At 57.8% G+C, this 12,605-nt stretch carries 14 protein-coding genes; 6 read left to right on the top strand and 8 right to left on the bottom strand.

Translation table 11 applies throughout. The features are described from left to right. Window positions 1–70: 70 nt before the first annotated feature. Complete coding sequence (locus ACR0I0_RS05465; protein WP_480490483.1) at window positions 71–772, top strand: DUF1223 domain-containing protein; 702 nt, start codon at window positions 71–73, stop codon at window positions 770–772. On the opposite strand, the gene ACR0I0_RS05460 is transcribed toward ACR0I0_RS05465, so the two are convergent. The 4 genes from ACR0I0_RS05460 to purB form a co-directional block, all read right to left on the bottom strand. After that, window positions 773–1,696, bottom strand: coding sequence for a lysophospholipid acyltransferase family protein (locus ACR0I0_RS05460; protein ID WP_171631433.1), 924 nt, complete (start codon window positions 1,694–1,696; stop codon window positions 773–775). A gap of 138 nt (window positions 1,697–1,834) precedes the next feature. Continuing rightward, complete coding sequence (locus tag ACR0I0_RS05455; protein ID WP_480490763.1) at window positions 1,835–2,908, bottom strand: flagellar motor switch protein FliG; 1,074 nt, start codon at window positions 2,906–2,908, stop codon at window positions 1,835–1,837. A 96-nt stretch (window positions 2,909–3,004) separates the two neighbouring features. Then, complete coding sequence (locus tag ACR0I0_RS05450; RefSeq protein WP_171723035.1) at window positions 3,005–3,547, bottom strand: tetratricopeptide repeat protein; 543 nt, start codon at window positions 3,545–3,547, stop codon at window positions 3,005–3,007. Window positions 3,548–3,920: 373 nt separating this feature from the next. After that, entirely contained in the window at window positions 3,921–5,225 is a 1,305-nt protein-coding gene (gene purB / locus ACR0I0_RS05445; protein WP_480490482.1) for an adenylosuccinate lyase, read from the bottom strand. Window positions 5,226–5,313: 88 nt separating this feature from the next. On the opposite strand from purB, the gene ACR0I0_RS05440 reads away from it, so the two are divergent. The 3 genes from ACR0I0_RS05440 (at window position 5,314) to ACR0I0_RS05430 (ending at window position 6,721) form a co-directional block, all read left to right on the top strand. Then, window positions 5,314–5,646, top strand: coding sequence for a hypothetical protein (locus ACR0I0_RS05440; RefSeq protein ID WP_480490480.1), 333 nt, complete (start codon window positions 5,314–5,316; stop codon window positions 5,644–5,646). 174 nt (window positions 5,647–5,820) lie between these two features. Beyond that, a complete protein-coding gene (locus tag ACR0I0_RS05435) occupies window positions 5,821–6,381 on the top strand; it encodes a hypothetical protein (RefSeq protein WP_171204978.1) in 561 nt (186 codons plus the stop codon). A gap of 10 nt (window positions 6,382–6,391) precedes the next feature. Beyond that, the gene (locus ACR0I0_RS05430) at window positions 6,392–6,721 is read left to right on the top strand and encodes a hypothetical protein (protein ID WP_209832731.1); all 330 of its coding nucleotides are present in this window, start codon (window positions 6,392–6,394) and stop codon (window positions 6,719–6,721) included. A gap of 30 nt (window positions 6,722–6,751) precedes the next feature. Here the strand turns inward: ACR0I0_RS05430 and ACR0I0_RS05425 are convergent, their stop codons facing one another. Beyond that, the gene (locus tag ACR0I0_RS05425) at window positions 6,752–7,966 is read right to left on the bottom strand and encodes a bifunctional alpha/beta hydrolase/OsmC family protein (protein WP_480490478.1); all 1,215 of its coding nucleotides are present in this window, start codon (window positions 7,964–7,966) and stop codon (window positions 6,752–6,754) included. A gap of 275 nt (window positions 7,967–8,241) precedes the next feature. On the opposite strand from ACR0I0_RS05425, the gene ACR0I0_RS05420 reads away from it, so the two are divergent. Further along, window positions 8,242–8,436, top strand: coding sequence for a hypothetical protein (locus tag ACR0I0_RS05420; protein ID WP_171631450.1), 195 nt, complete (start codon window positions 8,242–8,244; stop codon window positions 8,434–8,436). A 10-nt stretch (window positions 8,437–8,446) separates the two neighbouring features. On the opposite strand, the gene dddP is transcribed toward ACR0I0_RS05420, so the two are convergent. After that, window positions 8,447–9,790, bottom strand: coding sequence for a dimethylsulfonioproprionate lyase DddP (dddP, locus tag ACR0I0_RS05415; RefSeq protein ID WP_480490476.1), 1,344 nt, complete (start codon window positions 9,788–9,790; stop codon window positions 8,447–8,449). A gap of 123 nt (window positions 9,791–9,913) precedes the next feature. Here dddP and ACR0I0_RS05410 point away from each other — a divergent pair, with 123 nt between their 5' ends. Further along, window positions 9,914–10,657: a heme-dependent oxidative N-demethylase family protein gene (locus ACR0I0_RS05410; protein WP_209832735.1), complete on the top strand. Its 744-nt coding sequence runs from the start codon at window positions 9,914–9,916 to the stop codon at window positions 10,655–10,657. Window positions 10,658–10,693: 36 nt separating this feature from the next. Here the strand turns inward: ACR0I0_RS05410 and ACR0I0_RS05405 are convergent, their stop codons facing one another. Together ACR0I0_RS05405 and ACR0I0_RS05400 are read right to left on the bottom strand one after the other, a co-directional pair. Next, entirely contained in the window at window positions 10,694–11,602 is a 909-nt protein-coding gene (locus tag ACR0I0_RS05405) for a hypothetical protein (protein WP_209832737.1), read from the bottom strand. Between the two features lie 197 nt (window positions 11,603–11,799). Next, window positions 11,800–12,588: a lytic murein transglycosylase gene (locus ACR0I0_RS05400; RefSeq protein ID WP_171631486.1), complete on the bottom strand. Its 789-nt coding sequence runs from the start codon at window positions 12,586–12,588 to the stop codon at window positions 11,800–11,802. Window positions 12,589–12,605: the final 17 nt, after the last annotated feature.

The following is a 12,605-nucleotide window of genomic DNA, read 5'->3' as shown; positions in this document are numbered from 1 at the left end:
AAACCTTGATTGGCTGTTGAGTGTCAAAGCAGCTATCCCTGAGATCCAACCGCTCAACCCGAGAGTTCTCATGTTCAGATCCATTGCCTTGACCGCCGTGTTTTCCTGCCTTGTGGCGGTACAGGTCGCGGCCGAGGAAGACCCGGTTGTGGTTGAGCTGTTCACGTCTCAGGGGTGTTCATCCTGCCCGCCGGCAGATCGGATCATGCATGATCTGGCCAAGCGCGACGACGTCATAGGGCTGGCTTTGCATGTCGATTACTGGGACTATATCGGGTGGAAGGACGAATACGCAGACCCCGATCATACGCTCCGGCAGCGGGCTTATGCCCGCGAGGGGGCGCGTTCCATGATCTACACCCCGCAGATGGTGATCAACGGGCAGCACGACATCGTCGGAGCGCAATCCCGTGAACTTGATCGATTGATCGAGGCGCATCTGAAAGCAGCGCCCGAAGCGCTTGTGACGGCCGTGCGCTCAGCCGATGAAGTGACAGTGGATGTGACGCCCGTCGAGTTGCCGAAAGGCGATACCTATGACGTGCATGTGGTTCAGTATTCGCCCATGCGGCACGCTTCGATCCGTCGCGGAGAGCTGGCCGGGCACGAGCTGGACTATGCCAATGTAGTTGAGGCCTGGCAGATTGCAGGGCAGTGGGATGGAACTGCGCCGCAATCATTCACGGTTCAGCTTGGTTTGGACCTGCCGGCTGTCGTTCTGGTTCAAAGGGCCGGGGAAGGGCCGATTGTTGCCGCCACCCGGGTCAGGTGATCAGGGCATCTCTTCCGGCTTGATGCCCAACCCGTTCCAGTGTTTCCAGCGGCGGTGAATCCAGAACCATTGCCCCATATGCTGCCGCACCATCTTTTCCAGATCGTCATTGGTGAACTGGGTCATGGTTTTTGGGTCGGTGTGCGGAACCGGTTCGTGCAGAACGATCTCAAAATCAAGACCGTTGGGCTGACGTACCGCGTAACACGGAATCAGCTCGGCATTGTACTTGATGGCCAACTCGGCGTTCAGCACGGATGTCACTGCGGGTTTACCGAAAAACATCAATTCTTCACCGCCCATTGCGTGAAGATCTGAAACGATGGCAATGATCCCACCCTTTTTCAAGGAGCGCACCATCTCGACCATACCGCGCCGCCCCTGTTCGAACATCGGGGCGCCTGTCTTGTAGAAAGCTTCGACATAAGCGTCGTTGAAATACGGGTTGGCCATCCGCCGATACAGGCAGCCGATGGGCTGACCGCTGTATGTCTGCAAGGCGATGCGCGCTGCAAGGTAGTGACCGAAATGCGCCGTAATCATCATGACCGGACGCCCCTCGGCAACAGCCGCGTCAAATGCAGCGATACCTGGCCCAGAAATCTTGGCCTTGCTCTGCCGTTCGATAAAGTCTTCCGGAGAAAAATGTTCCATGATCGCACGACCGGCATTGTCCGGCACATCGCGGCAGATCTGCCTGACTTCGGCTTCAGGCAAGTCCGGGCAAGTCAGCTTCAGATTCCGACGGACACGTTTGCGAAACCCGACAACAGGTGCCAGAAACCGCACGATAGCCCCCATCGTTGCAATACGCCGCTCATAGGGAAGCATGCGCATAACGCGGATGACCCCCTGAAGAAACAGGTTGGCGACATAGTATTTCCCAAGCTCAAACCGGCTGAGCTCCGACTTTTCAACGGGCATGGAGGTGTCTCACCGCGTGTTGCGAATTGCTGAGAAAGACATACAGCCCGATGCCTGCAAGCTCAAGCGCTCAGACGGGCGGAAAACCTGAACCCGCAGCAGGTGGCCGGATCGCGCAATACCTGCGGGTTCGCGGGGTCAGGCTGCATCTTCCTCGTCATCGTTTTCGATCAGAACAATGGAACCGGCATCGACCAGAACGCGAATGGCGGCCACCACCTGTGTCATGGCATCTTCGGCTTCCGATTGTTTGACGCGCCCACGTTCGGCCATTTCCTCGCGCAGATTGTCGGCCATGCGGGACGAAATGTTTGACAGAATGAATTCAACGGATGCCTTGTCATCATCCGCGGCGGCACCTGCCAGTGCGGTGACAAGAACCGGCTGTTCCACTTCACGCAGGATGGCGGGAACATCGCGGGCCGTGATACGGCTTGGGATATGGGCAAAGGTAAAGATCGACTGGCGTACCAGATCCGCAAATTCGGCGTCGTCCTCGTCCAATGCGTTCAACAAGTCATCGCGTGTCGCGGCCGCCGACTGGTTCAGGATCGCGCCCACGCGTGCGCCCGGACCATTGTCGAAAGCCTGAGCAGGCCGCTGATCCAGTTGCGCGGCCAGCGACCAGCCAATACGTTCAACCGCTTCGGGGGTGACATTTGTTGTTTTCGAGATGGCATAGGTAATGCGCCGCGCAACCGGGCCCGGCATATGGGCCAGCATCTGCGCCGCCTGTGCGGTATCCATCTTTGAAAGCATGACGGCCGCCACCTCGGTGCTTTCCGCTTGGGCTATTTTGGCAAGATCCTCAACGGGTATGTCACGCAGGCGTTGCCAAGGATCGCCGATCTGGCGCACCCCGGCAAGCTTGCGCAGGCGCGCGGCCGTCGATGGTGCGATCTTTCCGTTCACCGCATCCAATGCACCTGCAAGCCCATGTGGAAAAGCCAGCCCGACATTGTCCAGAGCGTCGCTGAATTCCTGGGCCACTGCGCCCAGGGTTACACGATCCACAAGGCCCATTTGCCCAAGTTGATGGGTCAATGTCTCTTGCAGGTCGTCAGGCAGTTCCTCAAGTGGAATATCGGCGCCCTCGTTCAACAGAAGGCGCACGACAACGGCCGCTTTTTGCTGACCGGTCAATGTGCGCGGAACAACTTGCGGCGCGTGTTCATCCCCCGCGGCAAGTGGGGCAGACCCCCCATTTGCCATTTGTATCAAAGCGTTTGTGTCCTGCATCTGCCCGTAGTGCCAAATTTTCCGAACCACGGGCAGATTAACGGGAGTCGGGTTAAATAACCCTGAAGCTCAGTAGCTGTAGGTAAACCCTGTCCGGATAGCCTCGCGCAGAGACGTCTCGGCCCAGGTCCCTTCGCCGCCGCGGGCTTTGATCTCACGCCATTGCTCGATTGCCAGATCGGTTTTTCCTTCGGTTACAAAGCCTTGCGCCATGTAGCTGCGCGCCAGAAGATTGTCGGGATTGGCATTGATGGCATTCTGGTAAAAGACGTTCGCCAGCTCCAGCTCGCCCATCTTGCGGTAGGTAAAGCCCCAATAGGTCAGCACACGGTCGTCGTCCTGATCCATGATCCGCAGGATATCCTGCGCGTGCCCGTATTGCCCGTCATAGGCCAGTTCGCGGACGGCGTCGTAAAGCTGATCTTCCGACAGGTTGGTTTTGTTGGGTTTGACACACCGGCCTCTGGCTTCGTCATAGACCCGACCGAACAAACATTTCTTGGTCGTATTCGTCGGTTTCGGCGGGCTGCTGCTGTCGCCGCCTGCGGCGTGGACCACAGGGGCAAAGGCGAAGGCCTGCAAAGCGAGGGCTGAAGCTAACAAAAGGCGCATATTCTTACTCCGTTCTCGGGGCTGCTCACAAAATCATAGTGCGATCTACAAAAAAGCTAACAGTGGAACGGTTGCTTTTATTCACAAGTCGGACAGAAATTCGTCAGCTGTTGACCGATTTCGTGCAGCTTTGCGTTTCAGTGTCCCAGGTTGTGCCGGGTGCGCAGGATTGCGTCTGTTTGGAATGCCCGCTGCATGCAAGGCCGGCAGATGCCACACAAACAAGTGCAAGTGAGCAAAGAACGGTACGGATCATGGTGCCTCTCCCCAAAAATCATTCGCAGAATAACCGATTTCGGGCAGTCTGGCAAAAAACAAGGCCCGGCCTGCGCATTGCAGACCGGGCCGTGTGAAGGCGGCGTCGAGACGTACCTTATTCGCCAAATACCCGGGCGAAGATCGTATCAACGTGTTTGGTGTGATAGCCGAGGTCGAATTTCTCTTCGATTTCTTCGGGGCTGAGCGCGGCCGTTACATCGGCATCCGCCAGCAGTTCCTGTTTGAAATCGGTGCGGTGTTCCCAAACCTTCAGCGCGTTGCGCTGGACCATGGCATAGGCGTCCTCACGGCTGACCCCTGCCTGGGTCAAGGCCAGAAGAACACGCTGGCTCATGACAAGACCGGGGAATTTGTTCATGTTTTCCAGCATGTTTTCGGGGAAGATCAGCATCTTGTCGATCACACCGGTCAGACGGGCCAGCGCAAAATCCAGTGTAATCGTGGCATCCGGTCCGATCATGCGCTCGACCGAGGAATGCGAGATGTCGCGTTCATGCCAGAGCGCGACATTCTCCATTGCCGGGATCACTGCCGCGCGTACCATGCGGGCCAGCCCGGTCAGGTTCTCGGTCAGTACCGGGTTTTTCTTGTGCGGCATGGCCGACGAGCCTTTCTGGCCCATCGAGAAGAATTCTGCGCCCTCCAAAACCTCAGTCCGCTGCATGTGGCGGATTTCGATGGCGATGTTTTCGATGCTGCTGGCGATGACGCCAAGCGTCGCAAAGAAGGCCGCATGGCGATCACGCGGGATCACTTGGGTGCTGATCGGTTCGGGCACAAGGCCCAGTTTGTCACAGACATGTTCCTCGACGGCGGGATCGATATTGGCAAATGTGCCGACGGCACCGCTGATGGCCCCAGTTGCGATTTCCGCACGGGCGTCGCGCATACGGGACAGGTTGCGGTCCATCTCGGCATAGAACCGGGCAAAGGTCAGGCCCATTGTCGTAGGCTCTGCGTGGATACCGTGGCTGCGGCCGATGCGAACGGTGTCCTTGTGTTCAAACGCACGGTGCTTGAGCGCTGCCAAAAGCCCTTCGAGATCGGCGATCAGAAGGTCCGCCGCGCGCGTCAGCTGGACGTTGAAACAGGTGTCCAACACGTCTGAACTGGTCATGCCCTGGTGCACGAACCGGGCCTCTTCACTGCCGACATGTTCGGCGAGATGGGTCAGGAATGCGATGACGTCATGCTTGGTTACGGCTTCGATCTCGTCGATACGGGCGACGTCGAATTCCACGTCCTTGGCTTTCCAAACGGCTTCTGCATTCTCGCGCGGGATCACGCCCAGATCGGCCATGGCATCGCAGGCATGCGCCTCGATTTCGTACCAGATGCGAAACTTGGTTTCGGGCGACCAAATGGCAACCATGTCAGGGCGGGAATAACGGGGAATCATTGGCGGCAGCACCTTTATGTGATTGGGATGAGGCGTTGGCGCGGGGTTTAGCCGCCTGTGCGCAAGGGAACAAGATGTGAGAGCAGGTATGAGACGGTTTGCCCTGATTTTCGCTCTTTGGCCGGTTGTTTTGACGGCCGGAGACTTCCAGAAACTGTCCGGAGAGGAAATCCTGTCAGCCTTGGCTGGCAAGAAGCTGGAATACGGCTCGGGTGTTTGGCAGGTTTTCGAAGCCAGCATGACCACGCAGTATTTCTCGGGCGGGCCAAGTGTCGGGCGCTGGGCGGTGAGAGGGGATCAATACTGCTCGACATGGCCACCTGCCGATTTGTGGGCCTGCTACGACGTCTGGCGAAATGGGGACGCGATCCGTTTCGTTGATGATGCGGGCGGCCAGACCGTCGGGGTCTATGCGCAATAGATTTCATGTATTTGTCTGAAAAATTGGGGCGTGATGCTTGCAAGAGGCAGATGACACGTGCGGGGAAGGGAAATACCGGAACGCGGTTTTTCTGGGTCTTTGCAACGCAGTGCTGGACAAGTCGCGCTTTCAGCGGTCAAGCTGAGGGTGAAGAAATCATCAGGTTATTGAAATATGCGTTTATTATCATCTCCAATTCTTGCCGCTTGCGCCGCTGTCTGGCTGGGTGGGGCAGGATCAGCACTGGCCGACACACCAGTGACATATACCGAGGATGGTCGCGCCCTGTTTCGGTTCGACGTGCCAGATTTCTGGGTGCTGCGCACTGGCGGCCCGCGTGAGATCGAAGACACCGGGTTGGATGATCCGCGTGCGGTGGCTCGGGTCATGGGGCTGCGTCCCGTAACCGACGACAACGTCTGGATGGGGTTTGTTTCACCTTCAGGGGTTGCGACCATTCAGGATGGGGTCCGCTACTTGCAGGATATCGACAAGTTTCTGGTCAAAGACCCGACCCTTACCAGCACCAGCGACATCCGCATCGGCGGGTTGCCCGCCCGTGTCTTTCGGGGGACAGGGCGCCGCGATGGCAAGGGGGTGAACTTCACGGCCACTGTCATTGACTTGCCGCGCAACCGTGTCGCCATAGCTGTTGCCATCCTGCGGGATGGGGCAGACCCGGATTTCGCCGAAGACTTGAACGCCGTTTTCGCGTCGTTCCGGTCGCTTCTGTGAGGGGGGCAAGATGCGCATTGGACTGATTAAACGGATTTCCCTCGCATTGGGGCTGGGGGCCGCGACTTTGACGTTGTCGGCCTGTGACGGCGTAACGGTCGGCGTCGGATACGGGTATGACCCGTTCTATGACTCGATGCTGTGGAACGACTACTATCGCGATGTCGATGTGAATGTTGATATCAACCGCCCGGACCGCCCAGATCGACCTGATCGGCCCGTGCGTCCCGAGCGCCCGAATCCACCGGTTGCCAAACCTCCTGCGCGGCCGCGACCCCCGGTGGCCCGGCCACCTGCCGCGCGGCCACCGATCCATCGTCCGGCACCACGCCGCAGATAATCAAAAGGCCGCCTGTCCGGCGGCCTTCTCTCAGGTAAGAAGTTCGGTCGTGATATGCGCCGAGCCTTCAAGTGTCCGGTGAACCGGGCATTTGTCTGCGATTTCCAGCAGGCGCTGTTTTTGTTCCTGATCAAGCGGGCCGCTCAGGCGGATTTTGCGGCGGAACTGATCCACTTTGCCTTCATTCGCCAAACCGGCATCCTGAGCATGAACTTTGTCATGGCAGACATCGACGCTGACACTGGTCAGCGGCCATTTTTTGCGGCGCGCATACATCCTTATCGTCATGGACGTGCAGGCGCCGAGACCGGATGAGACAAATCCATAAGGCGACATGCCCTTTTCCGTGCCGCCATAAGAGGCAGGCTCATCTGCAACGGCATGATGGTGCGGGCCTGCCTGAATATCCTGCATGAAGCCATTCGGATCCGCTTCTGTTACGCGAACGACACCTTCCGGCGCACCCGGGGGCGGCGCGGGTGGGCAAAGTTTCAGATAGCGCGAAACCCAAGCCGAGATGACATCCGCGGCATATTCAGCATCAGAGGCCCGTGTGATCAGGTGATCGGCATCGTCGAGGGTGACGAAGCTTTTTGGGTGCTTTGCAGCCAGAAAGATGGTGCTTGCGTTGTCGATACTGACCGTTTCGTCCCGAGGAGCGTGCAGGATCAGCAAAGCGGCCTTGAGATCAGCGATCGAGGCAGACAGGGCCGACCCCGCAATGTCGTCCACGAACGCTTTGCCAATTCGAAACGGGCGCCCGCCCAAGGTGACCTCGGCGCTGCCCTGCTGTTCGATCTGGGGCAGGGCATCCTCGAAATGATGGGACACGTGGCCGGGATCCGCCGGTGCGCCCAAGGTGACCACGGCCTTGACCGTCGGAATTCCGGCACGCGCCCGCAAAACCGCCGCGCCGCCAAGCGAGTGACCGATCAGCAGGGCAGGGGCCATGTTTCGTCCGGCCAGATATTGCGCGGCCGAGATAAGGTCCTCGACATTCGACGTGAAGGTCGTGTTGGCGAATTCTCCTTCGGAATGACCCAGGCCGGTAAAGTCGAACCGAAGCACTGCAATTCCCATGGCCGCCAGGCGGGCCGAAATGCGCCGGGCCGCAGGTATGTCCTTGGAACAGGTGAAGCAATGGGCAAACAGGGCCGTCGCAAGGACCGGACCATCCGGCAAATCCAGCCGCGCGGCCAATTGGCTGCCGTCATGTCCGGCAAAAGTGATGCGTTCCGTGGGCATGTCGGCTCCTTGAACGGTTCGGGGAAACATCCCCAATACTGTGGTCTAGCCCGCCGGGTCACAACCCTTATGTCAAACGCGTCACGGGAAGGTGAGAACCAAGCGCGCGCCTTGCAATCCGAAAGATGCCCCGGGCGGTGACAGGCGCGGCCGCTATTTTGGGGGTGGTCGGCGCTTCATCAGTGTTTGTGATAAGATGTAAAACAAACATTCGTTTCACTTATGCTGCAATCAAGCCCATCTACGGCCTACAGCAATTGATAAAGGAGACGCAGATGGCACATGCAGACGTTGCCGCACATCTTCCAAAGATACTACCCAGTACAGTCATGGCGATTGTTCTGGCTGGCCTCGTGGGTTTTGCCGTCGGGCAATCCCGGCCCGCAGTTTTCAGCGGGCCGCAGGCTCAGGTAAGTCCAACTGTCGAAGACTGGCACGGCAACGTGCGCCGGTCTCATTGGTCAGAATGAGGCGCCGGCCTCACTCGAGCCCCATCAACCGGGCATCGAAGGGGTATTTCGTCAGGTTCTCATATCCGTCTTCGGTTATGAGAACCTGATCCTCCAGCTTGATGCTGAAATCGCCACCCACTTCGCCCACGCAGGCTTCGACACACAAGACCATTCCGGGTTCCAGCGGATAATCGTAGGCCCCTTCAACCGCCTTGTCCGGATAAGCAACCAACGGCCATTCATCGCAAAGGCCGACGCCGTGCATCAGGCAGCCATATTTCTGCGCCTGGAACTTCTTGTCCAGCCGGTGGGAATTTGCGGTCAGTTCAGGGATCATCACGCCGGGCTTGAGCATCTCCATATTGGTCATGATGTGTTCATGGGCGTGCTGCATGGCATAGATCATGTCCTCGCGCGGCTTCTGATCGCCGATCCACCAACTGCGGGAAATATCGATGCAAATCCCGTAAGAACCAATCAGGTCAGTGTCGAACGAGATGATCTCGTTCTGCTGGGTGATCCGCGGGCCGCATTCCTGAAACCACGGGTTGGTCCGCTGGCCCGAAGCCAGCAGACGGGTTTCGATCCACTCACCGCCACGCCTGATGTTTTCGGCGTGAAGAACAGCCCAGATATCATCTTCCGAGGTCTTGCCGTCGCCGACATTGGCACGGGCAAACCGTTCCATTTCGGCAACCGCAGTTTCGCAGGCATGGCTGGCGCAGCGCATGGCCAGGATTTCGTCGGGCCCTTTGACGGCGCGGGTCTTCTCGGTCAGCTCTTCGCCTTCCATGATGTCGAACCCCTGCGCCTCGAGCGCGCGCAATCCGTGCAGCATGATCTTGTCGACGGCCAGGCGCATGTTGCCGCCGCCGTGTTCTTCGATCAGTACGCGTACTTCGTTCGAGAACACATCTGCGGCCACGTCAACCTTGTCGCCCCGGTCGAAGTAGAACAGGTCAGCGCCCGAGCGCTGCTCGCACACAAGCGGGTTGAAGGTGCTGAGGAAGGGGGAGTTCTTGTAATCCCAGATCACCATATAGCCATCCGCACACAGCAGAACCGCCCGAAACGGATTGTGGGTGTTCCACAGCTGCATATTCGTGCTGTCGGTGGCATAGCGGATATTCAGCGGGTCAAAAATCAGCAAGCCGCCATAGCCGCGGTCCACAATGGCCTGTGTCAGCCTCTTCCAGCGGTGTTCCCGCATCCGTGCCAGATTGGGAAGTTCCAGCCCCGCAGCGGCCCACTCGTCAAACGCAAGCTGCGTCGGCCCAATCTCGATCCGGTCATTTTCGTTCGGCGTACCATCGCCCAATGTCGTGCCGCGGCTGGGGTCAATCTTGCGCGTGTCTCGATAGTGCTGGTTCATGGCTGGCCTCATTGCTTGTTCCAATTACAATTCATCCGCCACAACCAATCGTCTGAGAAAAATGCGACGGCGAGGTTGTCGTTTTCGACCGACAAGAAAAGTTGCGCATGCTAAGCCTCCAGCATGACTCGTATTCTGCAAAACAAGATTCCGTATGATGTCGAAAGCCCACGCGCTTTGCCGGGTATTCAACCGGCAACCATGGAAAGCTGGCTAGATCAGGATGAGGCTTTTGCCGACCAAATGCGGCGCCGCGAAGAAATTCTGGCTGAGCGGCGCGACGATGTTCTTGCGCTTGATCCTGGGGCCAAACCTGCCGCGCAAGAGTTGCTGGATCTGGTGTTGACACAGACATATCCCACGGCCGGGGCAGAGGCCGCAAGGCCGGATGGCGTATCCGTCGCGATCGATCGGGATTGTCCGCTTGATACGCTGTGCAGGCTGGTACAAGAGGACTTTTGCATCCTTCAGAAACGGGGAAATGAGCATGTTCTGACGGGTGCCATCCTGTGTTTCCCTGCCAGTTGGCGCCTGTCCGAGAAATTCATGCGACCGTTGATTGATATCCACGTGCCCGTGGAAAGCTATGACGCCAATGTCGCGAAACGGGTGCAGAGGCTATTCGACGGTATTCAACCCGGTCGCCCGCTGTGGCGCTTCAACGCCCTGTGGTACGAAGACCCGGAGCTGTTCCAGCCTCGCAGTGCAAGTGAGCCGCGCAAAATACGGGACCGGCGTCAAGCGTCTTATCTGCGAAGCGAGCGGCAGACGCTATTGCGTTTGCCGAAAACCAACGCAGTCGTGTTTTCCATCCACACATACGTTCTGGCCGCAAACGCGATCCCAAAAACGGAAAACCCCGCCTGATGGCGGGGCCTCCTAGGAGGGTCTTCGATAATTCCTTTACATGCCCAAGGCGCCCGCTACATCGGCCAACGCATTGCTGGCGTTCAGTGCGACAATGGCAAATGTGAATACAAGCACCTGTGTGTTCAGGCGGAAATCTTCGCCCCGGATCAGATTGACTGCGGCCATCGATACGGCAATTGGCGCTGAAATGCTGGCCAGAACTCCGGTCAAGCACCAACTGCTGAGCCGCAGGATGTCGCTTGGCTTGTCATCATCCGCGATGGAAGCGCCTGCGTCCTTCCGGGTGGGCAGGTCTGCCTCGTCGCTTCGGAACGCGATGCTGAGCAATTGTTCGTCCGTCAGTTGAATTGGACGCGCGGCAGGAGTGTGTAAGGCAGTGATCGTGTCATCCTGTTCAGACTGCTGCATCCCGGCGAACTGTCCGGTCAGTGATTGAAAGATCTGCTTTCGATCCCGGCTTGTTCGGCTTGGTGTCAGGGTGTCAAAGGCGCTCATGAAGTGCTCGACAGTAAGAACCGTGTGTGGCGACAACCATTCAACCCGCCGGGTCGAACAGATATCGACCATGCGATACAGAGTGACCACCAGCATCAGTTCCGAAATCTCGGCGTCGTCCAAAAGTGGCGAGACTGGCGTTATTGTCAGTACCAACCTGTTTTGTGGATGTGACACGCGGGGCTTTGTTATGGTTTTCAACCCCGCAGCGCGATCCATGCGCTCGTATCGGTCCTGCTGTCCGGAGGTGCCTGTATCCAGAGTCATCCGCACAAGATACTGGCTCGAGACGATGCTGGCCTCGGTCGCGCTGAGCAGGGCCTTGCGCTCGACCAGATGACCGTAGTCTTCCAGCGTCGTGGCGACGATCGTTCCAAAGCGCTCTATCGCGCCAGTTGCGTCGCCATCAAATTGCAGGCCGCCATGGTAGCTGTGCTTCCGAGCCACTGCCCTGTCCTTTTTTACATTCTGTCAGCCAAAGGTTAGCACCCCTTCTTGCAGAGAATTTGGCAAAAAATGCAAAAAAGTGAAATTTACCGGCGATTGGTTACGCTTTGGAAACCAAGCAACCAAAGGCTTTTGTTTGTCACTGTGGCGGAAATGTGGCGAAATTGGGCGCAGCGCGTGTTGTCGGTGCGGCGGGGCTAATTGTCGATTCGGGCAGCCATTATTGCGATGGATTGCTGATAGACAGAGGCTGCATTCCACTGCTGCAAGACGCGAAAATTTGGTTCTCCGGGTTGATAGCCGCGTCCCGGTTTCCACCCTTTCTGGCGAAGGAAATTGGCGGTTGAGGCCAATGCATCCGTCATGTTGTAGAAGTCCACGCGCCGGTCGCCCGTAGCATCGACACCATAGGTCAGGGCGTTGCCTGGCAGGAATTGCGTGTGGCCCAGTTCGCCATGTTTTGCCCCTTTTGTCGACATTGTGATACTGCCCATGTCGACCAGTTTCAGTGCCCCAATTGCGTGGGGAATAAAGAACTCTGACCGGCGACAATCATAGGCCAATGTTGTGATTGCGGAAACAACCTGACTGTCGCCCATGAAATTGCCAAAGCCGGTTTCCATGCCGTGAATGGCGATCAAAACGCCCGCAGGAACACCATATTGCCGCTCAAAGGCGGCATAATAGTTCGGGTTGGCGGCTTTGCGTTTGCGCCCCTGTGCGACGATTGTATCAGCGCCTCGGACTCGCATGAACTTGTCCAGCGAGTATTTGAAGCTTTTTTGATTGCGGTCTGCGGCGATGGTGCGCGTGGCATATTGTGTCTGGGACAGCGCTTGCAAACCTTTCTTTTTCACCCCCGCCTTGCGTGCCTGTTTGGCAAAATCGGCCTTCCATGCCTCAAATCCAGCGCTGGTGTTGCCACAGGGTGCGGCCAGAACCGGGGACGTCAGGGAAAGGGCAAGAATGGTGGCAAGTCGAAACATGGGCGTAATCCGATGGA

The sequence above is a fragment of the Ruegeria sp. AG6 genome (genome assembly GCF_056541565.1).
This window is presented reverse-complemented; position numbering and strand designations above follow the sequence as displayed.

What these genes read in the sequence shown, in the direction of transcription:
- ACR0I0_RS05465 (WP_480490483.1), top strand. Translation starts at nt 71, where the DNA reads ATGTTCAGATCCATTGCCTTGACCGCCGTGTTTTCCTGCCTTGTGGCG.
- ACR0I0_RS05460 (WP_171631433.1), bottom strand. Translation starts at nt 1,696, where the DNA reads ATGCCCGTTGAAAAGTCGGAGCTCAGCCGGTTTGAGCTTGGGAAATAC.
- ACR0I0_RS05455 (WP_480490763.1), bottom strand. Translation starts at nt 2,908, where the DNA reads ATGGCAAATGGGGGGTCTGCCCCACTTGCCGCGGGGGATGAACACGCG.
- ACR0I0_RS05450 (WP_171723035.1), bottom strand. Translation starts at nt 3,547, where the DNA reads ATGCGCCTTTTGTTAGCTTCAGCCCTCGCTTTGCAGGCCTTCGCCTTT.
- purB (WP_480490482.1), bottom strand. Translation starts at nt 5,225, where the DNA reads ATGATTCCCCGTTATTCCCGCCCTGACATGGTTGCCATTTGGTCGCCC.
- ACR0I0_RS05440 (WP_480490480.1), top strand. Translation starts at nt 5,314, where the DNA reads ATGAGACGGTTTGCCCTGATTTTCGCTCTTTGGCCGGTTGTTTTGACG.
- ACR0I0_RS05435 (WP_171204978.1), top strand. Translation starts at nt 5,821, where the DNA reads ATGCGTTTATTATCATCTCCAATTCTTGCCGCTTGCGCCGCTGTCTGG.
- ACR0I0_RS05430 (WP_209832731.1), top strand. Translation starts at nt 6,392, where the DNA reads ATGCGCATTGGACTGATTAAACGGATTTCCCTCGCATTGGGGCTGGGG.
- ACR0I0_RS05425 (WP_480490478.1), bottom strand. Translation starts at nt 7,966, where the DNA reads ATGCCCACGGAACGCATCACTTTTGCCGGACATGACGGCAGCCAATTG.
- ACR0I0_RS05420 (WP_171631450.1), top strand. Translation starts at nt 8,242, where the DNA reads ATGGCACATGCAGACGTTGCCGCACATCTTCCAAAGATACTACCCAGT.
- dddP (WP_480490476.1), bottom strand. Translation starts at nt 9,790, where the DNA reads ATGAACCAGCACTATCGAGACACGCGCAAGATTGACCCCAGCCGCGGC.
- ACR0I0_RS05410 (WP_209832735.1), top strand. Translation starts at nt 9,914, where the DNA reads ATGACTCGTATTCTGCAAAACAAGATTCCGTATGATGTCGAAAGCCCA.
- ACR0I0_RS05400 (WP_171631486.1), bottom strand. Translation starts at nt 12,588, where the DNA reads ATGTTTCGACTTGCCACCATTCTTGCCCTTTCCCTGACGTCCCCGGTT.